Annotated in this window: 17 protein-coding genes; 3 read left to right on the forward strand and 14 right to left on the reverse strand. The window is 63.0% G+C overall.

Annotated elements, in window-relative coordinates:
* Positions 1-28 precede the first annotated feature (28 nt).
* The 8 genes from hyi to I6F31_RS25080 form a co-directional block, all read right to left on the reverse strand.
* Entirely contained in the window at positions 29-814 is a 786-nt protein-coding gene (gene hyi / locus I6F31_RS25045) for a hydroxypyruvate isomerase (RefSeq protein WP_225186275.1), read from the reverse strand.
* Between the two features lie 13 nt (positions 815-827).
* Positions 828-2,612, reverse strand: a complete 1,785-nt coding sequence (gene gcl, locus I6F31_RS25050) for a glyoxylate carboligase (RefSeq protein ID WP_225172440.1) — start codon at positions 2,610-2,612, stop codon at positions 828-830.
* Between the two features lie 152 nt (positions 2,613-2,764).
* A complete protein-coding gene (locus I6F31_RS25055; protein ID WP_225186276.1) occupies positions 2,765-4,567 on the reverse strand; it encodes an adenine deaminase C-terminal domain-containing protein in 1,803 nt (600 codons plus the stop codon).
* A 120-nt stretch (positions 4,568-4,687) separates the two neighbouring features.
* On the reverse strand, positions 4,688-6,187 hold the full coding sequence (locus I6F31_RS25060; protein WP_225186277.1) for a tripartite tricarboxylate transporter permease: 1,500 nt from the start codon (positions 6,185-6,187) through the stop codon (positions 4,688-4,690).
* Positions 6,187-6,672, reverse strand: a complete 486-nt coding sequence (locus tag I6F31_RS25065) for a tripartite tricarboxylate transporter TctB family protein (protein WP_225144001.1) — start codon at positions 6,670-6,672, stop codon at positions 6,187-6,189. Before I6F31_RS25065 ends, I6F31_RS25060 begins: the two co-directional genes overlap by 1 nt.
* Positions 6,669-7,637, reverse strand: a complete 969-nt coding sequence (locus tag I6F31_RS25070; RefSeq protein WP_057030060.1) for a tripartite tricarboxylate transporter substrate binding protein — start codon at positions 7,635-7,637, stop codon at positions 6,669-6,671. Before I6F31_RS25070 ends, I6F31_RS25065 begins: the two co-directional genes overlap by 4 nt.
* 103 nt (positions 7,638-7,740) lie before the next feature.
* Complete coding sequence (locus I6F31_RS25075; RefSeq protein ID WP_036005661.1) at positions 7,741-8,583, reverse strand: IclR family transcriptional regulator; 843 nt, start codon at positions 8,581-8,583, stop codon at positions 7,741-7,743.
* Positions 8,584-8,778: 195 nt separating this feature from the next.
* Positions 8,779-10,908 carry an acetate--CoA ligase family protein gene (locus tag I6F31_RS25080; protein ID WP_225186278.1) on the reverse strand — a complete coding sequence of 710 codons (2,130 nt, stop codon included), beginning with the start codon at positions 10,906-10,908 and terminating at the stop codon, positions 8,779-8,781.
* Positions 10,909-11,259: 351 nt separating this feature from the next.
* Between I6F31_RS25080 and I6F31_RS25085 the strand changes: the two genes are divergently transcribed.
* From I6F31_RS25085 to frc, 3 genes are all read left to right on the forward strand, one after another.
* Positions 11,260-11,955, forward strand: a complete 696-nt coding sequence (locus I6F31_RS25085) for a GntR family transcriptional regulator (protein ID WP_157282741.1) — start codon at positions 11,260-11,262, stop codon at positions 11,953-11,955.
* Between the two features lie 76 nt (positions 11,956-12,031).
* The gene (gene oxc / locus I6F31_RS25090; protein ID WP_225111776.1) at positions 12,032-13,765 is read left to right on the forward strand and encodes an oxalyl-CoA decarboxylase; all 1,734 of its coding nucleotides are present in this window, start codon (positions 12,032-12,034) and stop codon (positions 13,763-13,765) included.
* Between the two features lie 62 nt (positions 13,766-13,827).
* Positions 13,828-15,105, forward strand: a complete 1,278-nt coding sequence (gene frc / locus I6F31_RS25095) for a formyl-CoA transferase (protein WP_225186279.1) — start codon at positions 13,828-13,830, stop codon at positions 15,103-15,105.
* A gap of 432 nt (positions 15,106-15,537) precedes the next feature.
* On the opposite strand, the gene I6F31_RS25100 is transcribed toward frc, so the two are convergent.
* From I6F31_RS25100 to I6F31_RS25125, 6 genes are all read right to left on the reverse strand, one after another.
* Positions 15,538-16,101 (reverse strand): group 1 truncated hemoglobin, encoded by a 564-nt coding sequence (locus tag I6F31_RS25100; protein WP_036023379.1) that lies wholly within the window; start codon positions 16,099-16,101, stop codon positions 15,538-15,540.
* A gap of 204 nt (positions 16,102-16,305) precedes the next feature.
* Positions 16,306-17,133 carry an ABC transporter substrate-binding protein gene (locus tag I6F31_RS25105; protein WP_249788225.1) on the reverse strand — a complete coding sequence of 276 codons (828 nt, stop codon included), beginning with the start codon at positions 17,131-17,133 and terminating at the stop codon, positions 16,306-16,308.
* A 297-nt stretch (positions 17,134-17,430) separates the two neighbouring features.
* Positions 17,431-17,817 carry a hypothetical protein gene (locus I6F31_RS25110; protein ID WP_050995893.1) on the reverse strand — a complete coding sequence of 129 codons (387 nt, stop codon included), beginning with the start codon at positions 17,815-17,817 and terminating at the stop codon, positions 17,431-17,433.
* Positions 17,818-18,479: 662 nt separating this feature from the next.
* The gene (locus tag I6F31_RS25115) at positions 18,480-19,202 is read right to left on the reverse strand and encodes a GrlR family regulatory protein (RefSeq protein ID WP_109144347.1); all 723 of its coding nucleotides are present in this window, start codon (positions 19,200-19,202) and stop codon (positions 18,480-18,482) included.
* Between the two features lie 224 nt (positions 19,203-19,426).
* Positions 19,427-20,257 carry an outer membrane beta-barrel protein gene (locus I6F31_RS25120; RefSeq protein WP_225186281.1) on the reverse strand — a complete coding sequence of 277 codons (831 nt, stop codon included), beginning with the start codon at positions 20,255-20,257 and terminating at the stop codon, positions 19,427-19,429.
* Positions 20,258-20,381: 124 nt separating this feature from the next.
* Complete coding sequence (locus I6F31_RS25125) at positions 20,382-23,684, reverse strand: outer membrane beta-barrel protein (RefSeq protein ID WP_225186282.1); 3,303 nt, start codon at positions 23,682-23,684, stop codon at positions 20,382-20,384.
* Positions 23,685-23,981: the final 297 nt, after the last annotated feature.

Raw genomic sequence — 23,981 nt, forward strand, 5'->3', positions numbered from 1 at the left:
GGAGCGCACCGCCGACGTGGCAATATTCTCAGGTCTCAAACGTCTGTGCCGCATGCCACGACAGGCCCTCCAGCGTCGTGGTGCGCGGCTTGTATTCGCAGCCGATCCAGCCGCGATAGCCGATCGCGTCGAGGTGGCGGAACAGGAAGGGATAGTTGATCTCGCCGGTGCCGGGCTCGTGACGGCCGGGATTGTCGGCAAGTTGGACGTGAGCAATCTGAGGCAGATATTCCTGCATGGTGCGGGCGAGATCGCCTTCCATGATCTGCATGTGGTAGATGTCGTACTGGATGAAGAGGTTGTTCGATCTCACCTCGGAGATCAGCTGCACCGCCTGCTCGGTGCCGTTGAGGAAGAAGCCGGGAATGTCGAGCGTGTTGATGGGCTCGACCAATAGCTTGATGTTCTCTCGCGCCAGCGACGAAGCTGCAAAAAGCAGATTCCCGACCAGCGTCTCCCGAAGCTCGTGCGGATCGGCGTCGACAGGGGCGATGCCGACGAGGCAGTTGAGCTGCTCGCAATCGAGCGCCCTGGCATAATCGATCGCGCGGAACACGCCGTCGCGGAATTCGGCGATGCGGTCGGGCAGAATCGCAATGCCGCGCTCGCCCCCCGCCCAGTTGCCGGCGGGGAGATTGTGCAGCACCTGCGTCAAGCCATGCGCCTCGAGCTGCTCGCGCAGCTGCGCCTTATCGAAATCATAGGGGAAGAGATATTCGACCCCGGCAAAGCCCGCCGCCTTCGCCGCCGCAAAGCGGTCGAGGAACGGCATCTCGTTGAAGAGCATGGTGAGATTGGCGGCAAATTTCGGCATGGTGCTTCGTCCCCTATTCCGCCGGCTGCAGCACGCGCGTGGTATCGACTTCGTCGAGCGGAAGGTCCAGCACCTCCTCGAACTCGACGATGTTGTCGATCTCCGTGCCCATCGCGATGTTGGTGACCCGTTCGAGGATGAACTCGACCACCACAGGCACGCGGTGCTTGGCCATCAATTCGCGGGCGGTCGCAAACGCTGCCTGCGTGTCCTTCGGGTCGGTGACGCGGATGGCCTTGCAGCCGAGGCCTTCGGCGACCGCGACATGGTCGACGCCGTAGACGCCGATCTCGGGCGCGTTGATGTTCTCGAAGGAGAGCTGGACGTGATAGTCCATGTCGAAGCCGCGCTGGGCCTGTCGGATCAGGCCGAGATAGGAATTGTTCACGACGACGTGGATGTAGGGCAGATTGAACTGCGCGCCGACCGCGAGCTCCTCGATCAGGAACTGGAAATCGTAGTCGCCGGAGAGCGCGACGATCTCGCGCTCCGGGCACGCCGCGCGCACGCCGAGCGCGGCCGGCAGCGTCCAGCCGAGCGGCCCCGCCTGCCCGGCATTGATCCAGTTGCGGGGCTTGTAGACGCCGAGGAACTGCGCGCCGGCGATCTGCGACAGGCCGATCACGGTGACATAGGTGGTGTCGCGGCCGAACGCCTTGTTCATTTCCTCGTAGACGCGCTGCGGCTTGATCGGGATGTTGTCGAAATGGCTCTTGCGCAGCATCGTCTTCTTGCGGTCGCGGCAGGCCGCAGGCCACGCCTGGCGCTCGCGGAGCCTGCCTGACCGCCGCCACTCCCTGGCGACGGCGACGAACAGTTCGAGCGCGGCCTTTGCGTCCGAGACGATGCCGAGATCGGGATTGAACACGCGCCCGATCTGCGTCGGCTCGATGTCCACGTGAACGAATTTGCGACCCTTGGTGTAGGTCTCGACCGAGCCGGTGTGGCGGTTGGCCCAGCGATTGCCGATGCCGAGCACGAAGTCGGACTCCAGCAGCGTGGCATTACCATAGCGGTGGCTGGTCTGGAGACCCACCATGCCGGCCATCAGCACGTGATCATCGGGGATCGCGCCCCATCCCATCAGCGTCGGCACGACGGGTATGTTGGCGATTTCGGCGAACTCGACCAGCAGGTCCGAGGCGTCGGCGTTGATGATGCCGCCGCCCGCGACGATCAGCGGCCGTTCGGCGGCGTTGAGCATCTCCAGCGCCTTCTCGACCTGCTTGCGCGTCGCGGCGGGCTTATAGACCGGCAGCGGCTCGTAGGTCTCGTCATCGAATTCGATCTCGGCGAGCTGTACGTCGAGGGGCATGTCGATCAGCACCGGCCCCGGCCTGCCTGAGCGCATCACGTGAAAGGCTTGGCTGAACACACGCGGCACCAGCGCCGGCTCACGTACCGTCAGTGCCCACTTCGTGACAGGCTTTGCAATCGACTCGATGTCGACCGCCTGGAAATCCTCCTTGTAGAGCCGCGCGCGCGGCGCCTGCCCCGTAATGCAGAGGATCGGGATGGAATCGGCGATCGCGGAGTAAAGACCGGTGATCATGTCGGTGCCAGCCGGCCCGGAGGTGCCGATACAGACCCCGATATTGCCGGCCTTGGCGCGTGTATAGCCTTCGGCCATGTGCGAAGCGCCCTCGACATGGCGCGCCAGGATGTGGCGGATCGAGCCGCGCTTCTTCAGCGCCGAGTAAAGTGGATTGATTGCAGCGCCGGGAACACCGAAGGCCGTCGATATACCTTCCTTCTCCAGGATACGCACGGCCGCATCGACAGCTCGCATCTTCGCCATATCGGACCTCGCTCAAATTGCGTCAGCGAGCGAGATCATCAGATACGCAGAAGCCGATCTCAACGAGACCGATTTTATTTTCCACGATGCGGCAACCACGAGAAAATCGTGGACGTGTCAATCGGTTAGATCAACAGATGCGTGAAAGCAGCTCACTCGAACAGCGGCACCAGCTGCATCTGCGGCACCAGCACGAGTCCCTTATCGGTGATGCGAATTTCCGGAATGACCGATAGCGGAATCAAATTGAAGCCCATGTACGGGATGGTGCAGCCGGCCTCGGCCCATTCCTTCTTCAGCATCTTCACCTCTTCCGCCACTTCGGTGACACGCTTGTCGGACAGGAGTCCTGCGATCGGCAGCGGAACCAGCGTCCTCACCTCGCCGTCGGCGACGACGCAGACGCCGCCCTGCCGCTCCTTGATGGCGGCGATGGCGACCTGCATGTCGCCCTCGTTGGTGCCAGCGACGATGAGATTGTGGCTGTCGTGTCCGACGCTGGAGGCGACCGCGCCGCGCTTCAGGCCGAAATCCTTCAAGAGGCCATGGGCGACGTTGCCCGCGGATTGGCCATGACGCTCGACCACCGCGACGAAGCAGAGGCCATAGCGCGCGAACAGCGACGGCCAGTCTTTTGCGGGTTCGATCGCGACCTTCTCGTGGATCAGCGTGATGCCAGGCAGCGCGGTCTTGATGGCGTTGACGGCGCAGGCCTTGGCCGGCAATTCGGGCGTCAGCTTCATCGTCTGCGGCAGCTTGACGGTCGCATAGGCTCCCTTGGGATATTGGTAGCGATGCGACAGCGCCTGATCGAGACGCGGGGTGATCTTGCCGTGCTCGACCACGAGCTCGCCACCATACCAGGTGCATTGTGGCTCGAGCTGATCGTCCATCAGCACGAGATCGGCGCGGCGGCCGCCGCCAAGCCCGCCGATATCGCCTTCCATCCCGAAGCGGGTCGCGCCATGCAGAGAGCCCATTGACCAGGCCTGCTCGGGCGACATCCCCGCCTTCACGGCCTCGCGCACCACCCAGTCGAGACCGAACAGCAGGAGATCGTCGGCATCGCGATCGTCGGTGCAAACGGTGGTGCGCTTGTGCGAGGCCCCGAGCTCGGTGATCGTTCGGATCGCTTGCGGCAGCGAATGCCAGGGCGTGGTCGGCGGTCCCCCGCGCAAAAACACCCAAACGCCGGCATCGAGCAGGTCATCGGCGATGTCGCGGTCGATCGCCTCATGGGTGTCGGTGACGCCGGATGCCGCATAGGCCGCAACGAATTCGCGGCCGTAGACATGCCCGGAAACGGGACGCCCCCGCTTCAAGGCTGCGGAGAGGATGGCATGGCTGCGCTCGTCGCCCATCGTGACAGGCACGAAATCCATCTTCTCGCCAAGCGCCACCGCTTCGGGCCAGCGATCGAACAGACCGGCGATCTTGTCCGGCGTGAGGTCGCCGCCCGCCGTCTCCAGTTCAGCCGAGGTCGCGGGAACCGTGCTCGGCACGGTCAAGAAGATCGACAGCGGCGCCTCGCGCGCATCTTCCAGCATCGCCTCCACACCGGCGACGTCCATGACGTTGCCGATCTCGTGGCTGTCGCAGAAGATCGTGGTGGTGCCGTTCAGCAACGCAGCCTCGGCATAGGCGCAGGCCGTCACCATCGAGGATTCGATGTGGATGTGCGGATCGACGAGGCCGGGCGCGATGATGCCACCGGCGGCGTCATACAGCGGAACATCGCTCCAGGCTTTCTTGGCTGTGCCTGCCGGTTTCACCGCCGCGATGCGGCCGCCTGTGATCCAGACTTCCCGCCCCTGATGAATGCGCTCCGAATAGGTCGAGAGCACCCGCGCCCCCGTGACGACGAGATCCGGCGCGACGCGGGCCGACGCAACATCGGCCAAGCGCCGCGTCATGCTGTGCAGGGGAGCAACGGTGAAGCGGGTGAGTTTGGTCATCGGGGCTCTCACGGATATTGGACAGCCCAGCGATGGTTGCCCCCGACGGGGGCAGGGGCAACTCAAATAAAACGGCACCTTTGCTTACGCATTGGGCAAACTGGCCGTTGATGAGTTCCGCTAGTCCTCATTCGCCTTGAACCGCCCGAGCCCCTTCAAGACGAAGGGTGCCACCAGCGCGATCAGCGCGACGCCGAGGAGCGTCGCCGAGATCGGGCTCTGCAGCAGCGTCATGAGATCGCCGAGGCTGATCGCGAGCGCGCGGCGGAGCTGGCTTTCGGCAATCGGGCCCAGGATCAGGCCGACGACGACGGGCGCGATCGGGAAATCGAACCGGCGCATCAGGAAGCCGAGCACACCGAAACCGGCCAGCATCGACAATTCCACCACGGACGGCTTTGCCGCGATCGTGCCCATGGTCGCGAACACCAGGATGCCGGCATAGAGCCAGGGCTGCGGGATCGCGAGCAGCCGCACCCATAGGCCGACCAGCGGCAGGTTGAGCACCAGCAGCATCATGTTGGCGATGAAAAGACTTGCGATCAGACCCCACACGAGGTCGGGCCGCTCGGCGAACAGCAGCGGGCCCGGATTGAGGCCGTATTGCTGGAAGCCCGCCAGCATCATCGCGGCGGTCGCCGAGGTCGGCAGGCCTAGCGTCAGCAGCGGCACCAGCGTGCCGGCAGCGGAGGCGTTGTTGGCGGCTTCGGGGCCGGCGACCCCTTCGATCGCGCCCTTGCCGAATTCTTCGGGATGCTTCGTCAGCCGCTTCTCGGTCGAATAGGACAGGAAGGTCGGGATCTCCGCGCCGCCGGCCGGGAGCGCACCGATCGGGAAACCGAACATGGTCCCGCGCAGCCATGGCTTCCAAGACCGCTTCCAGTCCTCCTTGGTCATCCACAGCGAGCCGCGCACCGGCTCCAGCTTCTCCTCGGTGTGGTGGCGGCGCGATGCGACGTAGAGTGCCTCGCCCACCGCGAACAGGCCGACCGCGAGCGTTGTGACTTCAACGCCGTCGAGCAATTCAGGAACGCCGAACGCAAGCCGCGCCTGACCGGTCAACTTGTCGATGCCGACGAGACCGAGCGTCAGACCGATGAACAGGCTGGTCAGGCCGCGGATTGGGGAATCGCCGAAGGTCGCCGACACCGTGACGAAGGCAACGCACATCAGCGCGAAATAATCCTCCGGACCGAAGCGCACGGCGACATCGACCAGCCATGGCGCAAGGAAGGCCAAGCCAATGGTGGCGATGGTGCCGGCGACGAAGGAACCGATTGCGGAGGTCGCAAGCGCCGGCCCGCCGCGGCCGGCCTTGGCCATCTTGTTGCCTTCGAGCGCGGTCGCCATCGAGGCGCTTTCACCCGGCGTGTTGATGAGGATCGCTGTGGTCGATCCGCCGTACATGCCGCCATAATAGATGCCGGCGAACATGATCAGCGAACCGCCGGGGTCGAGCTTGTAGGTCACTGGCAGCAGCAGCGCGACCGTCAATGCCGGGCCGATGCCGGGCAGAACGCCCACGGCCGTGCCGAGGAACACGCCGATCAGCGCGTAAAGCAGGTTCATCGGCTGGACGGCGACCGCCATGCCGTGAGCCAGCGCGGCAAAGGTATCCATCACAGCAGTCGCTCCAGCGGGCCGGCAGGCAGGCTCAGCGTCAACAACCGGTCGAACGCGAGATAGATGAGGGTCGACATCACGAGAGCGATGATGGCGTCGATGAGGATGGCACGGCGTCCGAAGGCCGCCGAGGTCGTCACGAACAGGGCCGAGGTCGCCAGGATGAAGCCGCCGCCAAAGCCGATGATGGCGATCAGCAGCGCCAGACCGACGAGGATCAGAACCACAGGCACGGGATCGGCGCTTTCGCGTGCCGGCAGGTTGCCGCGCAGTGCATCGACGAAATTGCCGATCGCAAGCAGCGCAAGGCCGCAGGCGACCACGACCGGCATCGCCTCCGGCCCCATCCCGTACATCGCGGCGGATTGCAGGCCGCGCGCGTCCCAGACCAGCACGGCGGCGAGCACCGCAAGCGATGCCGCGATGACGAGGCCGGCGCGGTCGACGCGCCGCGGCGGCTGGACGGGATCGCCCGAGGTCATGACTTGACCAAGCCGACCGATTTCAGCACGTCGGTGACCCGGGCCGTTTCCTTCTTCAGGAAGTCGGCAAAAGCGTCGCCGCCCAGATAGGCGTCCTCCCAGCCTTTTTGCTTGAGGATCTCCTTCCAGGCGTCAGACTTCACCATCTTCTCGACCGCATCGCTCAAGGTCTTGCGCTGCTCCGGCGTGATGCCGGGAGGCGCGACCACCGAACGCCAATTGGCGATCACGAGGTCGATGCCCTGCTCCTTGAACGTGGGGATGTCGCTGCCTGCGATGCGCTTCTCCGAGGTCACGCCGATCGCGCGCAGCTTGCCGGACTTGATCTGCCCTTCATATTCGCTGAGCCCCGAAATGCCCGCGGTGACCTTGCCGCCGAGGATCGCCGCCAGCGACTCGCCGCCTCCGGAGAACGGGATGTAATTGATCTTCTTGGCGTCGGCACCGACGGCGCCGGCGAACAAGGCCGCCATCACATGGTCGACGCCGCCGGCCGAACCGCCGGCAAAGGTGACCTTGGCGATATCGGCCTTCACCGCGGCGGCCAGATCCTGCGCAGTCTTGATCGGTGAGTTCGCGGGAACCACGATCACCTGGATTTCCTCGGTCAGGCGCGCGATCGGCGTCACCTGCTCCAGCGTCACCGGCGACTTGTTCATGGCGAGCGCGCCGACCATGACGAAGCCGTTGACCATCATCTGGTTGCCGTCGCCCTTGGCGCCGTTGACGAACTGCGCGATGCCGACGCTGCCACCTGCACCGGGAACATTGGTGACCTGCACGCTGCGGGCGACGCCCGCAGCCACCAGCGCCTGCTGCATCGAGCGCGCGGTCTGGTCCCAGCCTCCGCCCGGAGCCGCCGGCGCCATCAGCTTGAGCTCGAGCTGCTGGGCAAAACCCGGATTGGCTGCCGCGAGGGTCAACGCGACGGCTGCGCCGACAAGGCGCGCGAGAAATCGGAACATGAGGGCATCTCCAGGCTCATGCGGACGTTTGCCGCATTGTGTCGTTTGGTCGCATATCAGCCAAAACGGCCGATGCTGTCCAGTGAGATCCCCAAGAGTCCTTTTAGCGGGGCGCTGGGATCACCCCGCCAAGCGCGGCCGTCAATTCGGCCGCAACTTCCCGGACGATCTGCCCGATCTCCGGCAACCGTTCGTCGGTAACGCGGCTGGTCATGCCGGATACGGAGATCGCGGCAAGCGGTTCAGCCAGTGAGTTGTATACCACCGCGGCGACGCAGCGTAGCCCGATCTGCGCCTCCTCATCGTCAACAGCAAAGCCCTGTTTGCGGATTTTCTCGAGCTCCCTGAACAGGTCGCTCGGCCGCACGATCGACTTCTCGGTCAGGCGGGGCATGCCGTGATGGCGGATGACGGCGCCGACATCCTCGTCTGAATAGGTTGCGAGCACCGCCTTGCCGACGCCGGAGGTCACCATGGGGACGCGGCCACCGACCTTGGTCAGCGAGCGCATGATCTCGCGGCTTTCCATACGGGTCAGCACGATGATGAACTCATCGTCGACCACGGCGAGATTGGCCGTCTCGCGGGTGAGATCGCGCAGCTTGCGCAAATATGGAATCGCCTGTGCGGAGAAATTGCGTCGCCGCGCAAAGCTGGCGCCGACCGTGAAGCTGCGCACCCCGACATGCCATTTGGATTCGCCACGGTCGAACTGCACGAAGCGGCGGCTTTCGAGCGTTGCGAGCAGCCGGTGCACGGTGGACGCCGACAGGCCGGTGCGGATCGCGAGATCGCTCAGACGATAGCCTTCGTCGTCCTCGGCCAGCGTCTCGATGATCGACAGCGCGCGGTCGACCGATTGCACGCCACCGTCGCGGCTCTCGTGATCGGCCTCCGAGGCCGATTTGGGCTCGAGCGATTTGCGCCGGATCACGTTCTTGCTCATCGCGACCTGCATTTCTTCTCTTCCCCTCTCCCGCTTGCGGGGCCGAGACGAGCAACGCTCGCTCTGAAAGGGTCAGGGTGAGAGGGAGCTTCCGCAAGGACAGTGGCAATTGGACTCGCGGAAGCTCCCCCTCGCCCGGAATTTGCTGTGCAAATTCCGGCCTCTCCCCGCAAGCGGGGAGAGGTGAACGCAAGCTCAGAGCAGCCCTGCCCCGCGCGCCCACTTGTACTTGGCGCCAAGCACCTCGACCGGTAGCTCGGTCGAATAGGCGTAAGCCGGGATGCCGTTCTGATAGAGATATTCGGCGGCCTCCTCGACCTCGACGTCGCCAGCGAGCGAGGCAACCATCGGCTTCACAAAACCCTTGGCCTCCATCTCCTTCTTCACCTCGACCATGTTGCGAGCGAACACCATCGGCGGCGTGACGATGGTGTGCCAATAGCCGAGGATCAGCGCGTGGATGCGCTCATCCGACAGGCCGAGCTTCACGGTGTTGACGTAGGTGATCGGCGGTTCGCCGCCGGTGATATCCACGGGATTGCCGGCAGCACCGAACGGCGGGATGAACTTGCGGAAGGCCGCATCGAGATCCGGCGGCATCGACATCAGCGACAGGCCGTTATCGACGCAGGAGTCCGACAGCAGCACGCCCGAGCCGCCGGCACCGGTGATGATGAGAACGTTCTCGCCCTTCGGCGTCGGCAGCACCGGTACGCCGCGGGCGAATTCGAGCAACTGGCGAAGTGAGCGGGCACGGATCACGCCGGACTGCTTGAACACGTCCTCATAGATGCGATCGTTGCCGGCGAGCGCGCCGGTGTGGGACGACGCCGCCTTCGCGCCGGCCGAGGTCCGGCCGGCCTTGAGCACCACCACCGGCTTGTTCTTGGACACGCGCTTTGCGGCTTCCGCGAAGGCGCGGCCGTCCTTGAGGTCTTCGCAGTGCTGGGCGATCAGATTGGTGTTCGGGTCCTGCTCGAAGAAGGCGAGCAGATCGTCCTCGTCGATATCGGACTTGTTGCCGAGGCCGACGATCGCGGACACGCCCATCTTGGCCGAGCGCGAGAAGCCGATGATGGCCATGCCGATGCCGCCCGACTGCGACGACAGCGCCGCATGGCCCTTGACGTCATAGGCGGTGCAGAAGGTCGCGCAGAGATTGGCGGGCGTATAATAGAAGCCGTAGATGTTCGGCCCCATCAGACGGATGTCGTACTTCTTGCCGACCTCGACGATCTCGGCCTGCAGCTCCGGCGCACCGGCTTCAGCGAAGCCCGACGGGATCAGCACCGCGCCCGGGATCTTCTTCTCGCCGCATTCGGTCAGCGCGGCCGCGACGAATTTCGCGGGGATTGCGAACACCGCGACGTCGATCACACCAGGCACGTCCTTGACGCTCTTGTAGGCCTTGTAGCCGAGGATCTCGGCGGCCTTGGGATGGATCGGATAGATCTCGCCCTTGTAGCCGCCGTTGATGAGGTTCTTCATCACGGAATTGCCGATCTTGCCGTCCTCCGCGGAGGCGCCGACCACGGCGACCGCCTTCGGCTGCATGATGCGGTTCATCGCCGCGACGATCTCATCGGTCGGACGCGGCTTCGGCTTGGGCTTGTAGGCGAAGTCGACCACGATGCGGACGTCTGCGGCCGTGGCATCCTTCGGCGTCGCGAACACCGGGTTGAGGTCGAGCTCGACGATCTCAGGGAAATCGGTGACGAGCTGCGAGACCTTGACGATGACGTCGGCGAGCGCGTTGCGGTTCACCGGCTCGCCGCCGCGCACGCCTTTCAGGATCTCGTGCGCCTGGATGCCGTCGAGCATCGAGAGCGCGTCTTCCTTGGTCGCCGGCGTGAGGCGGAAGGTGATGTCCTTGAGCACCTCGACGAGCACGCCGCCGAGGCCGAAGGCGACCAGCTTGCCGAACGAGCCGTCGGTGATCGAGCCGACGATGACCTCGGTTCCGCCGGCCAACATCTGCTGCACCTGCACACCTTCGATCTTGGCATCGGACTTATATTTCTTTGCGTTGCCGAGGATGGTCTCGTAGGCCTTCTCAGCCTCCTCGGTCGTCTTGAGGCCGACGATGACGCCGCCGGCTTCGGTTTTGTGGAGAATGTCCGGCGAGACGATCTTCATCACGACGGGGAAGCCCATGGACGAAGCCATCTTGCCGGCCTCGCCCGCCGACTTGGCCACGCCCTCCTTCGGCACCGGAATGCCGTAGGCGTCGCAGACCAGCTTGCCTTCCGGGGCCGTCAGGCTGGTGCGATTGTCCGCCTTGACCTGGTCAAGCACCTTGCGGACGGCATCTTTGGAATTGGACATGTGGCTTCTCCCTTGACCTCAGTTCGTTCTTTTCAAAGCGCGCGCGTGTTTGCGGCTGCCCATGATGCTTGCCATTCGCCGCGCTCTGTTCCATGCGGCGGTACGGAGTGGCATAAGCCTCAAGACTACTCCGCCGGCATGGATCAAAAATGGCTGGCGATGGCATTTGGTATGCCAGAAGCCAACTTGTCAAGCTGGTGCATGGCCTAGAAGGCCGCAAAAAATAGGCAGCTTGACATTCTGGCATGTGGTATGCCAAAAACTTTCCAGTTAATATTCCTGTAAAAGACGACTCCCCACTGGAGGAGATTCGTCGTGTCACTACGGAAACCAACCAAGGCGTTGCCGAACATGGCCGAGGCAGACATCGCAATCGTTCGTATTGCCCCGGAGAGCAGCTTCAAGAACAAGGCGTATGACGCCTTGAAGGAAGCCATCCTCAAGATGGACATCTACTCGACGCCCGAGCCGGTGATGCTCGACGAGCGCGCATTGTCTGAGAGGCTTGGCGTCAGCCGCACGCCGATCCGCGAGGCCATCGCGATGCTGGAGCAGGACGGTTTCGTGAAGACCGTGCCCCGCCGCGGCATCATGGTGGTGCGCAGGACCAAGAGCGAGATCGTCGACATGATCCGCGCCTGGGCGGCGCTGGAGAGCATGGCCGCCCGCCTCATCACCACCACCGCGCGCAAGAAGGACATCACGGCGCTGCGCGACTATTTCAAGGATTTCGGCAAGGACCGACTGCCCGAGGATCACGTCGAGGAATATTCGCGCGCCAACATCGCCTTCCACCAGGCGCTGATCTCGCTGTCGGAATCGCCGGTGCTGGTCGATCTCACCAACGACCTGCTCTTGCACGTGCGCGGCTATCGCCAGCTGACCATCGGACGCAAGGACCGCACCGCGACGTCACTGCCCGAGCATCTCGGCATCATCGAGGCGCTGGAAGCGCGCGACACCGAGCTTGCCGAGAAGCGCGCCCGCGATCACACCCTCGGCCTTGCCGCTTACGTCGAAGCGCACGGCCAAGAACTGTTTACGTAACTGTTCACTTAAGCAACGTTCACCAGAAGGGCGAACAACTCGCCCCAACGACCTTGAGACCAGGGAGACAAGGCCCATGCTGAATACCGCGACCAAGTCCGAAGCACCGGGCACCGAGCAGGAACTGACGGATGGCTTCCATCTCGTCATCGACGCGCTCAAGCTGAACGGCATCAACACCATCTATAATGTGCCGGGCATCCCGATCACGGATTTGGGCCGCATGGCGCAGGCCGCGGGTATTCGCGTGATCTCGTTCCGTCACGAGCAGAACGCCGGCTACGCCGCCGGCATCGCCGGCTATCTCACCAAGAAGCCCGGCGTCTGCCTCACGGTGTCGGCGCCCGGCTTCCTCAATGGTCTCACCGCCCTCGCCCACGCCACCACCAATTGCTATCCGATGATCCTGGTCTCCGGCTCTTCCGAGCGCGAGATCGTCGACCTCCAGCAGGGCGACTACGAGGAGATGGACCAGCTTGCGATCGCAAAGCCGCTGTGCAAGGCGGCCTATCGCGTGCTGCACGCCCAAGACATCGGCATCGGCTTCGCCCGCGCCATCCGCGCTGCGGTCTCAGGCCGTCCGGGCGGCGTCTATCTCGACCTGCCGGCAAAACTGTTCGGCCAAGTCATGAACGCCGAGGCCGGCCAGAAGTCGCTGGTCAAGGTGATCGACGCGGCGCCCGCGCAGATCCCCTCGCCCGCATCCGTGAAGCGCGCGCTCGACGTGCTCAAGAGCGCCAAGCGCCCCCTCATCATCCTCGGCAAGGGCGCGGCCTACGCGCAGGCCGATGAGGAGATCAAGAGCTTCGTCGAGAAGAGCGGCGTTCCGTTCCTGCCCATGAGCATGGCCAAGGGCCTGCTGCCCGACACCCATCCGCAATGCGCCGGCGCCGCCCGCTCGACGGTGCTGAAGGACTCCGATGTCGTCATGCTGATCGGCGCGCGGCTGAACTGGCTGCTGTCGCACGGCAAGGGCAAGAGCTGGGGCGAGGCGCCGAAGAAGTTCATCCAGGTCGACATCGAGCCGAAGGAGATGGATTCCAACGTCGAGATCGTCGCGCCCGTCGTCGGCGACATCGGCTCGGTGGTCTCCGCCTTCAACCAGGCGATGGGATCATCCTGGACCGCCCCGCCGGCCGAATGGACCAAGGCGGTCTCGTCCAAGCGCGAAGAGAACGTCGCCAAGATGGCGCCGAAGCTCATGAACAACAAATCGCCGATGGATTATCACGGCGCGCTCGGTGTGCTGAAGAACGTCATCAAGGACTATCCCGAGGCGATCCTCGTCAACGAAGGCGCCAACACACTCGACCTCGCCCGCGGCGTCATCGACATGTACAAGCCCCGCAAGCGTCTCGACGTCGGCACCTGGGGCGTGATGGGCATCGGCATGGGCCAGGCGATCGCGGCCGCGCTCGAGACCGGCCACCCCGTGCTAGCGGTGGAAGGCGACTCGGCGTTCGGCTTCTCCGGCATGGAGGTCGAGACCATCTGCCGCTACAATTTGCCGATCTGCGTCGTCATCTTCAACAATGACGGCATCTATCGCGGCACCGACGTCAACGGCGCCAACTCCGATCCGGCAACGACCGTGTTCGTCAAGGGCGCGCGCTACGACAAGATGATGGAAGCCTTCGGCGGCGTCGGCGTCAACGCGACCTCGCCGGACGAGCTGAAGCGTGCCGTCAACGACGCCATGAAGTCCGGTAAGCCGACGCTCATCAACGCCGTGATCGATCCGGCCGCCGGCTCGGAGAGCGGCCGCATCGGCAACCTCAATCCACAGAGCGTTCTGCAGAAGAAGAAGTAAGTCCACCCCTCAACCCTTATTCCCTGCCGGGTGCAGGGGCAGACAGAGTACGGAGCAATACGATGACCAAAGCGCTCGAGGGCGTTCGCATTCTCGACTTCACCCACGTCCAGTCAGGACCGACCTGCACGCAGCTGCTGGCCTGGTTCGGCGCCGACGTGATCAAGGTGGAACGCCCGGGCGTGGGTGACATCACCCGCGGCCAGCTGCAGGACATCCCGAACGTGGACAGCCTGTATTTCACCATGCTCAACCACAACAAGCGCTCGATCACGCTCGACACTAAAAACCCCAAGGGCAAGGAAGTCCTCACCGAGTTGATCAAGAAGTGCGACGTGCTGGTGGAGAATTTCGGCCCCGGCGTGCTCGACCGCATGGGCTTTCCCTGGGAGAAGATCCAGTCGATCAACCCGAAGATGATCGTCGCCTCGATCAAGGGTTTTGGCCCCGGACCGTATGAAGACTGCAAGGTCTACGAGAACGTCGCCCAGTGCACCGGCGGCGCCGCCTCCACCACCGGCTTCCGCGACGGCGTCCCGCTCGTCACCGGCGCCCAGATCGGCGATAGCGGCACCGGCCTGCACCTCGCGCTCGGCATCGTCACCGCGCTCTACCAGCGCACCCACAGCGGCAAGGGTCAGCGCGTCACTGCCGCGATGCAGGACGGCGTGCTCAACCTCTGCCGCGTCAAGCTGCGCGACCAGCAGCGCCTCGCCCACGGCCCGCTGAAGGAATACAGCCAGTTCGGCGAAGGCGTGCCGTTCGGCGACGCCGTGCCGCGCGCCGGCAACGATTCCGGCGGCGGCCAGCCCGGCCGCATCCTGAAGTGCAAGGGCTGGGAGACCGATCCCAACGCCTACATCTACTTCATCACCCAGGCCCCGGTCTGGGAGAAGATCTGCGATGTGATCGGCGAACCCACCTGGAAGACCGATCCGAACTACGCCAAGCCGGCCGCGCGCCTGCCGCGCCTGAACGAGATCTTCGCCCGCATCGAGCAGTGGACGATGACGAAGACAAAGTTCGAGGCGATGGAGATCCTCAACAAGGACGACATCCCCTGCGGCCCGATCCTGTCGATGAAGGAGATCGCGGAAGACCAGTCGCTGCGCGCCACCGGCACGGTGGTCGAGGTCGACCACCCCACCCGCGGCAAGTACGTCTCGGTCGGCAACCCGATCAAGCTGTCGGATAGCCCGGCAGACGTGACGCGATCGCCGCTGCTCGGCGAGCACACCGACGAGATCCTGCGCTCGGTGCTCGGCTTCAGCGATCACCAGGTCGCCGAGATCCACAAGTCGGGCGCGCTCGACCCGCCGCAGAAGCAGGCCGCGGAGTAAGCGGACCACATTTCACGAGACCAAAGGGGCCGTCCGAAGGGGCGGCCCCTTTTGCTTGTGAAGGCGTGCAATCGCAGGCTCAAAATCAAAACTGGAAAACAACCCCATGCACAGTAGCCATCCCGTTGGCACGCAACGATATTTCTGATTCGACGAAAAACTTCTGACCCGTCGGGCAAAACAGGGGTATTATGCCATCGTGGCTATCATGCCGGGAGCGCACATCAGGCGCTGGCTGCTGCACATCGGAGCGGATCCCGACCACACGCTGTTCGCGGAAGGGGCTGCAGAGATCTGGAGTCCAAGGGCGCTTATCGGACGTCAGCCCGAGGGACGTCAGCATGGGCCACAACTGGACGGATCGCGGCGCGATCCAACGTGCCCGCCCAGCCGGAGCCAGTCGGTGCTAGCGAAGACCGGGAAGATCACCCTTCAGCCGCGCTTGCCGACCGTCGCAGACCCGGCGGTAACCTCGTCCTTGTGCGCGGCAAACGCAGCCAGCACCTCGGCTTTCTCGCGCTTAGGGACCTTGGCAAAGTCGAGGCTCCGCCCGAGTTCCGCCGCGACCTCATCGAACTCTGCCGGAGATATTCTGAGATTGCGGTGCGCTTCCTCAAGTCCGAGCGGCGTCGCGCCAGGCTTGGTGGCCGCGAACTTAAGGGGCCCGCCCGAAACGTCGCAGACCCACAGCGTCCGCATGAACTTGAGGCCCGGCAACCTTGTCAGGTTCTTGGTGTGCCATTCTCGTAGTTGCGGATTCTTGGACTTCTGGCCCACGACGGGATTCTTCACGACAGCGTCGCTGAAGTGATCCACCACGGCCGCAATAGCAAAAACGCCGCCCAGCCGCTCATACAGACTTTTCTCAGGAGAGGTTTGCTGGGCCTGCGCGTATGCCTTACTCGCTCCCTGCAATGCAGTCGTCGGGGCGGCGGTCAGCGCCATTCCTGCGACCATGCTTCGTCGTGTGATGGAAGTCGGAATAAATTGTACCATGGTCACCTCCTCTGGTGAGGCAACAGGATAATCCGTTGGGAGCATGCCGCCGGTCAGAATTCGTCACTTTCTTCCGGCATTAAATTTTAGGTCGATGGATTGAGATGGAAGCGTCGGGGTTACACGCTAAGAACGATTCACCGCACAGTGGCTTGTGTGGCCGCTCGGGACGTCTGCGATGGGCCACAAGCGGAAGTCGGCTCTCTATTCGATAACTTCATCGGCGCGGGCTAGGAGGCTTTCGGGTAATTCCAAGCCGAGCACTCTCGCGGTGTTGCGGTTGATGATGAATTCGAATTCGGTCGGAGCTTGCACTGGCAGGTCTGCCGGATTGGCGCCGCGCAAAATTCGATCAACGTAGGATGCCGCGCCTGCATATATTTTATTGAGGTTTACTCCATACGAAACAAGACCCCCTACATCGCAGAATAGTCGTAGGAAGTAGATCGCGGGCAACCTGCACTTAGCAACAAGCGCGGTCATTTCCTTCCGTCGTGCGGCAGTCAGTGCGTCAGGTAGAAAAACAAGACCAGCGTTCCGCGCGTCTTGGAGAGATACGATTAGCCGTTCGATGCTGGAGCTATCGCCGTGGGGCGTCTCCACCGAAACCACCCCGGAGGTTTGTGCGACGGCCTTTATCGAAGCGAGAAACGCAGCAGAGTTATTCCCTGGTTCTGGGTTGTAGATAACGCCGATCCGCTCAATCTGCGGCGCGATTTCCTTCAGCAGGGAGACCCACTTACCCCCGAGAGATGGTGCAAAGGCAGTGAAGCCGGTAACATTACGACCGGGCCGCGCGAAAGTCTCGACATAGCGCATTCCAATCGGATCGCTGACCATCGCGAATACGGTCGGGATGTTAGACCCCTCAGCTTGCAGTGACGCCATCGACGTGTTGGTAACCGCGAACAAGACATCAGGCTTCAACGAGATCAATTCGCGCGCGCACTTGCGGCTCTCCTCAGTATCGCCATCGCTTATGCAATAGTCTATGAGCAGGTTCTGACCCAACAGCCAACCTTTCTCCTTCAATACTCTTTCGAGAATTGGCCTGCTTAGAGGGCTAGCTAGGAGCGCACCCACGCGGCGGACTTGGGCCTGAGCCCCCGCAGTATATGGGAGGATTGCTACGGCACCGCTGAAGACTATGAATTCCCGCCGTCGCATGCGTCGCTCCCTCTAGGGATCACGCCTGTGGGAAGATCAGCTTAGCACTTTTTTCGTCAGACTATACCGGGTGCAATGATTGCTTCGGGTCAAAAAGCTGCTGTCGAACACGAAGCCGCAATAGGTCTGCCAAGGGCCAGAAGCGGAAGAAGTACAGCCGAACTAATCAGGTATTCCCCAGGTGGCACGCACAAATAAACGGGCCGGCGGCAGCACGGAGGCGAGGTCAACTGGGGCGCGGTCCGGCTTAATTGCAATCAGATCGTAGCTCGCACCATGGTCGCTCGTCGTGTCCCTTAGCATTACACCGTCCGCGGTGTCTCGCGTCAGGGTCGCCGGTGCGGGATCAACGATGACGGCGGCGCGAATGCGCGCGTCCTGTATCGGCTCGGGCGGCGTCTCGCCGTTGTGAAGCTGTGCGCACATGCCGGTCGTCTCCTTGCAGAGGCTGGCGACCCTGGCGAAATCCGGCTTGATCCCCATCAGCACGAGGCCGGTCGCCCCGCCGAGCGAGAAACCGACGAAGCCGACCCTTGCAGGATCGATCACGGCCCTGTCCTTCGCATTGACTGGTGCCGGCCTGCGCGCACGCCTCGTCCTTCGAGACGGCGCTCCCGCGCCTCCTCAGGATGAGGTTCATCGGCGTCCGTGCTCGTTGGCTATCTCGACCGGCTCAATGCGCCGACACCCTGGTCGACAAAGATGATGCCGCATCATCTCTGCATGCTGCGCAGCCAGTGCCGGATCGCCGCGAGCTTTGGCGGCGGCATCGCAGGCTCGCGAGGCGCAAGGACGTCAGCGACGAGCCCATAGGCGATTTTCACTCGCCGTCACTCCTCTCAGGGGAGCTGATGCATTCCCTTCAGCCTGACGTTCATTGCTCTCCGGCTCCCCGGCGCTCCCCCTCGATGGCGTCCCGTTTCGAATTTCGGAAGTGATCTATGCCATAGTGGATCGTCAGTCCGACAATCCACCCGATAAAGGTGCCTAAGTGGGTCGTGTGGCCGAACAGCTTCTCCTCAATCCAGGCGCCCCCCCAGATTGAGACGAGTATTAAGATCAGCGTCCATAGAGTAGTGCTCGTTTTTTCTTTGAGTGCACTTCTCGCCTCCCTTGCAGGGCTCAGTGCTATTGACGCGGACGGACCAACTCCGAGCGAAACCGATCTTCTAGCGTCGCCCGGCAGCTGCGCGCATCAGCTTTCGCGCCCCTTAAGCAGCGCAGATCAATTTCAGATCAGCTTCGAACCTGATGCTGCGCTTGCCCGCAAGCGCCGTGCCCTCGAGGAAACCGCCCTTGGCATCGCACGTCCCGGAAAAACCAATTCCAATCTCGTGTCCGCCGAATACCGGGTCTTCCCCTCGCGCCGGCGTATGCTCTTGATTGACCATCTGCCCTCTCCATCGACCGCTGGAGGAGGAATATGACCCCAGATAGTAGAAGAAGGCATCGCCACCCAGGATACGGCCGTTGTTCAATAGCATCACTCCAGTCAGGCCGCCGGGGACGCCGTCCAAGATTTTGAGATGGATGGAGTACAATCCGTTGGAAATGCCACCTTCACCAATCATCCCGGGCGCCGGAAGGTCGCTTTCATCCAGCGGGGTCATGATGGATCGAAAGACGGCACCCGGCACCTGCGGGGAACTGCCCTCGAAGTGAAACGCCTTGCCAACGGCTCTTCCAACGACGGAAATTGACGAGACGTCGGAACCCAGCAAAGACTGATGATCAGCGCCAAAATTGTGTCGTCGGCTGGTCACATCGACACGGATTGAGTCCCCCTCGACATGGTAATTCCCGATATGAGCAAACCCTGAATTGCCGCCCAGCAACTTGCCCCGGCGCACATACGTGACGCTCCGGCCAACCATTTGATTGATCGAGAATTCACTTTTGAAGAGGCCGTCGAAAGTGCTTGATAACTCGTTCATCCGGCACCACCGATTGACTCGGACTCCTCTTTTGCTCAGCGGCTAGTCTCGGAAGACCGAGAGTACCGTTCGATTATTTCGACATCGGGGTCGATGACGCCCTCGCGATAGCCGAACAAGTTGACGTCTGAGTTCGGGGCAGAGCAGACTTGCTCTGCCCTGCCCGTGGTTCGCTACTGGCCGCGCCTGCGTTACCACCACTAAGCACCACAAAATCCATTCAGTCAAAACCGATAATTGATGCCGCCCTTGGCCGTATGAAGCTGAACCTCGGTGTCCGTGAAGGACGCGCCGGGGAATGCAAGAGCATTGCCGTTCGACTTTTCGAGATTGATGTAGATGTACTCGGCCTTGAACGTCCAGCGCGGATCGAATGCCCATTCAAGACCGCCACCCGCGGAGAAACCCACCTGGACCTCCGACGAGGAAGCGCTTCGCGTCAGGGCCGGGAAGAAGCCGTTGAAATTGGCGATATTCGGCGTGGCGAGGTTGGAGGTGAAGATGCTGTTCTTGACGTGGCCCCAGGCGAAGCCACCGGTACCGTAGATCAGCACATTGTTCGCCGCGTATCCGAGACGTCCGCGGACCGTGCCGAAGACGTCGATTTCCTGCTTGAGATTGAATACGCCGGTGAAGGCGCCATTGTCGCCGCCGATCGTGCCGGTGACGCTGAACGGGCGGCTCGCCGTCTCCCTGATGGCTGCGCCGCTGACATCCGCTTCCAGGCCGTACACGAACGTGCCGGACTGCCAGTTATAGCCGATTTGGCCGCCGCCGAATCCGCCCTTGGGGCTCACATCCAGGGTGAACGGCCCAGTCCCGCCCGTGACGACATAGCCGGGCACCGTCCCGGTCGCGAGCGCGCCGGGATCGAAGGTCGCCGTCGGATCGCTCCAGCCATAACCGCCATGCACGCCGGCGTAAAAACCGGTCCAGCTGAATGCGACCGGCGCGGGCGGCGCCTTGGTGTAGGCCCTGGCAAGATCGGCCGCGGAGGCGGCGTGGGAGAGACAGAGAGCCGAGAGCAGGAGAGTACCAGAGACAATGGATTTCATGACTTCCCTCAAATTGCGCCGAGAGGCGGCGCACCCATGGAACGATTCAGTAGCGGCTTTTCGCCTGCCTATTTCACAGAGGTGATCGCAACCACCATCTGCATGCGCGTTTGCCACCGTGCACCTAGTCGCAATAGCAGAAGCCATAGACGGCACCGATCTTCGCAATGTGAATATCCGCACTGGTCTTTCGCGACGTGGTGTCTGCGTTCGACCTGAAAATGGTCGTGGTGCCCAGGGTCTGCGTGCTCGAGCTGGTCCGTGTCTCGTTGCGGTCGATGTCGAAGTGCATGTAGCGATATTCGCCGCGCAATGACCATCGCTGCGTCAGCTTGAACTCGCCGCCCGCGCCGGCCGTATAACCCGCCACCCACTTGCCGTTGGGCCCTTCGAAATTGCCGGGATCGGGAAAAGTGAAATGGCCCAGCGCCAGGCCGCCGAGACCGTAAAGCATCAAGTTCGGGGTCACGAGATAGCCGGCCCGGCCGATCACGCCGACGTTCGAGCGCAATTGCTCGCTGGCCTGCATCGCCACCTGATTGACACCTGTCGTCACGACACCGTTGGAAACTTGCCGGGTATTCCTCGTTTGCTCGCCGACCGTCTTGAACGCGACATCGGAGAACAGCGTGCCTTCGATCTGACCGCCGGCCACGACATTGCCGGCTCGCCAATTGTAGCCTGCGAACAGGTCGACCATCGAGCCCATCGTGTCGCCGACGGCATTGCCGCGGGTCGTCGTGCTGACGACGCCATTCGTCGTTAGCACGGCGCCATTGAAATTCTGCTGCGCGGAGTCGGCCGTCGAGGCGAGGTTCTGTCGGGCGCGGCCTGCGCCGGCAGCGAAATAGGCGCCGAGATAGGGGCCCGCCCAGTGGTCGCTGGGCGCGCCAGGCATCGCGGCCATGGCCGAACGCGGTCCGCCTTCACTGAACCGGTAGACCATGCCGATCTTCCCGGTGTGGAAATCGGCATTGATCTGACGATGGGTGCTGTCGGTGGACACAGAGGTCCTGGAGGATCCGGTCGATTGCGAGTTCGATGCGAATTTGCTGGATTCGTCGCGGTCGAAGCCGTAATGCGCATAGCGATACTCGCCACGCAGCGACCAATTGCCTGTCAGCTTCACTTCGCCGCCGGCGCCCAATGTGTAGCCGGCCACCCACTTGCCGCTGGAATCGCCGCGGCTGAAGTCCCCGTCTGCGTTAGTGAAATGCCCCAGCGCCAGACCCCCGAGGCCGTAGAGCAGCACGTTCGGTGTCAACAGATAACCGGCCCGGCCGATCACGCCGACATTCGAACGCAGCTGCTGCTGAGCCTGGCTCGCAGCGGTTTGCGAGCCCGAGAACCGCGAGGTGACAGCTCCGTTCGAGGTGTCGACTGAGGTGAATGTCTGAGGACCGATGGTGTTGAACGTAACGTCGGAGAACACCGAGCCTTCGATCTGCCCGCCGGCCACGACATTGCCGGCGCGCCAATTGTAGCCCGCGAAAAGATCGACCATCGAGCCCGTCACGTCCCCGACGGGACGGCCGCGCGCCGATTCAGTGCTGGTGGAGGTCGTGGTCCCGACGCTGGTGGTCGTGCTGGTCCAGCTGTTGTTCGTTGCGATGGTTTCCGCCGCACGTCCGGCACCGGCACCAAAATAGGCACCGATATAGGGTCCCGCCCAGCCGTCGCTCCAGGCCGGGCCCGGCGGTGCCGCCATCGCCGACCGCGCGCCTGACGCGCCGAATTGGTAAACCAGTCCAACCTTGCCGACGTGGAAATCGGCATCGATATGCCGCCGGTGGACGGTGCTGTTGGTGGACGTGTTGGTGCCGCCGCCCGATACGGACGTCGACGAGTTGCCTGACGGCTCGTTACGGTCATATCCGAAATGCATGTAGCGGTATTCGCCGCGCAGCGACCAGCTGTCCGTCAGCTTGACCTCGCCGCCCGCGCCCGCGACATAACCGGCCACCCATTTGCCGTTCTTGTCGCTGACCTGCGCTTCCGGGTCGGGATAATTGTCGGGATAGGTCAGGTGCCCCAGCGCCAGGCCTCCGAGGCCGTACAGCAGCACATTCGGTGTCACCAGATAACCGGCCCGGCCGATCACGCCGACGTTCGAGCGCAATTGCTGCCGGTCCTCGATGCTGTTCGTCCCCGATTCTGTCGAGGTGACGACGCCGTTGTCGCTCGACACCGAGCTGTATGCCTCGTTGCCGACCATCCTTGTGGTGACGTCGCTGAACAGGGTGCCTTCGATCTGCCCGCCGACCACGACATTGCCGGTTCGCCAATTGTAGCCCGCGAACAGATCGACCATCGAACCGGTCATATCGCCGGCGAGATTGCCGAATCCTGATTGCGTGAACGCCGACGTTCCGCCGGGAACGCTGACACTGCCTTCGTCGTCGATTCTCGTGGAGGTCTGCCTTGCCCGCCCGGCGCCGGCGCCGACGTAAGCACCGATATAGGGGCCGGCCCAGCTGTCACCCCAGGCGCTTGCGAACGAAGACCCGCGTGCTGCCGGAGGTATCGCCGCCATTGCGGACAGCGGCCCGGAATCACCGAATTGGTAGACCAGACCGATCTTGGCCAGGTGGAAATCAGCATTTATGCGTGACGAAAAGGATTGACTGCTAGTCGAGACGGACGTGGTTGCGCCCGTCGCCGAGTTGGCCGTTGAGCTGGTGGCTGCGCTCCGGTTGAAGCCAAAGTTCAGATACCGATACTCGCCGCGCAGCGACCAATTGCCGGTCAGCTTCAGCTCGCCGCCGGCGCCGACCGTGTAGCCGGTCACCCATTTGTTGTTGTCACCGCCGAAAGGATCGGCGCCGTCGGCAAAGGTAAAGTGACCGAACTCGAGGCCGCCGAGGCCATACAGCAGCAGATCCGGACGCGCGAGAAAACCGACCCGGCCGATCAGCCCGACCCGCGAGCGCAGCTGCTGGTTGCTCTGCACGATCGCCGTGCGGGTACTCGTCGAGGTCACCGCCCCGAGCAGCACGTTGGTGCTGACGCTGTTGAGCGTCTCGTTGCCGAACGGCTTCAACGCGACATCGGAAAAGACCGTGCCTTCGACCTGTCCGCCCGCCACGATACTCCCGGCCTGCCAATTATACCCCGCGAACAGGTCGACCATCGAACCGGTCACATCGCCCGCAAGATTGCTCGCGGTCGTTCCGGCCAGGGTCGAGCTCGACGTCACAACACCGGCGTTTGTCGAGACAGAACTGTTACCGAAACGGCCCGTCGAGGATTCCGTCACACGTCCGGCACCCGCGCCGAAATAGGCGCCGATATAAGGCCCGGCCCAGCTATCGACCCAAGCCGGTCGGGGCGGCGCCTTCACAGTGGGGTCGGCGGCCAGAGCTCCTGCAGAAACCATGATCGAGGCGCCAGCCAATGAAGCGCCCGTCAGTGATGTCAGCTTTTTCACTCTACCCCCCAATTCCAAAGCAGGCGCTCCAAAACTACCGGAACGCCCCCCGTCAACAGGCGTAGCGCACCACGCCCTTGCCGCCTTCGTTTGATGGCTAAGTTACTGACACGTCATGGCCATCGGCTTCTTGTCCTGGCCTGCACCCGAGTTGGACGATTCCGCATCGTCTGCCCTTTTCGGAATCCATGTTGCTCGGTGGATACATTCGCCCGTTCAAAGCATGACGAAGTTTGACAGCGGCGCGCTCGACTTAGACTGGCGCGCGCAGCCAATTAGTTCTCGCAGAGAATGCGG

The organism is Bradyrhizobium sp. NBAIM01 (genome assembly GCF_020194115.1).
In the GTDB taxonomy this organism is placed as follows: domain Bacteria; phylum Pseudomonadota; class Alphaproteobacteria; order Rhizobiales; family Xanthobacteraceae; genus Bradyrhizobium; species Bradyrhizobium yuanmingense.

What these genes read in the sequence shown, in the direction of transcription:
- I6F31_RS25070 (WP_057030060.1), bottom strand. Translation starts at nt 7,637, where the DNA reads ATGTTCCGATTTCTCGCGCGCCTTGTCGGCGCAGCCGTCGCGTTGACC.
- I6F31_RS25060 (WP_225186277.1), bottom strand. Translation starts at nt 6,187, where the DNA reads ATGGATACCTTTGCCGCGCTGGCTCACGGCATGGCGGTCGCCGTCCAG.
- gcl (WP_225172440.1), bottom strand. Translation starts at nt 2,612, where the DNA reads ATGGCGAAGATGCGAGCTGTCGATGCGGCCGTGCGTATCCTGGAGAAG.
- I6F31_RS25065 (WP_225144001.1), bottom strand. Translation starts at nt 6,672, where the DNA reads ATGACCTCGGGCGATCCCGTCCAGCCGCCGCGGCGCGTCGACCGCGCC.
- I6F31_RS25115 (WP_109144347.1), bottom strand. Translation starts at nt 19,202, where the DNA reads ATGAACGAGTTATCAAGCACTTTCGACGGCCTCTTCAAAAGTGAATTC.
- I6F31_RS25055 (WP_225186276.1), bottom strand. Translation starts at nt 4,567, where the DNA reads ATGACCAAACTCACCCGCTTCACCGTTGCTCCCCTGCACAGCATGACG.
- I6F31_RS25100 (WP_036023379.1), bottom strand. Translation starts at nt 16,101, where the DNA reads ATGGTACAATTTATTCCGACTTCCATCACACGACGAAGCATGGTCGCA.
- I6F31_RS25085 (WP_157282741.1), top strand. Translation starts at nt 11,260, where the DNA reads ATGGCCGAGGCAGACATCGCAATCGTTCGTATTGCCCCGGAGAGCAGC.
- frc (WP_225186279.1), top strand. Translation starts at nt 13,828, where the DNA reads ATGACCAAAGCGCTCGAGGGCGTTCGCATTCTCGACTTCACCCACGTC.
- I6F31_RS25080 (WP_225186278.1), bottom strand. Translation starts at nt 10,908, where the DNA reads ATGTCCAATTCCAAAGATGCCGTCCGCAAGGTGCTTGACCAGGTCAAG.
- oxc (WP_225111776.1), top strand. Translation starts at nt 12,032, where the DNA reads ATGCTGAATACCGCGACCAAGTCCGAAGCACCGGGCACCGAGCAGGAA.
- I6F31_RS25075 (WP_036005661.1), bottom strand. Translation starts at nt 8,583, where the DNA reads ATGAGCAAGAACGTGATCCGGCGCAAATCGCTCGAGCCCAAATCGGCC.
- hyi (WP_225186275.1), bottom strand. Translation starts at nt 814, where the DNA reads ATGCCGAAATTTGCCGCCAATCTCACCATGCTCTTCAACGAGATGCCG.
- I6F31_RS25120 (WP_225186281.1), bottom strand. Translation starts at nt 20,257, where the DNA reads ATGAAATCCATTGTCTCTGGTACTCTCCTGCTCTCGGCTCTCTGTCTC.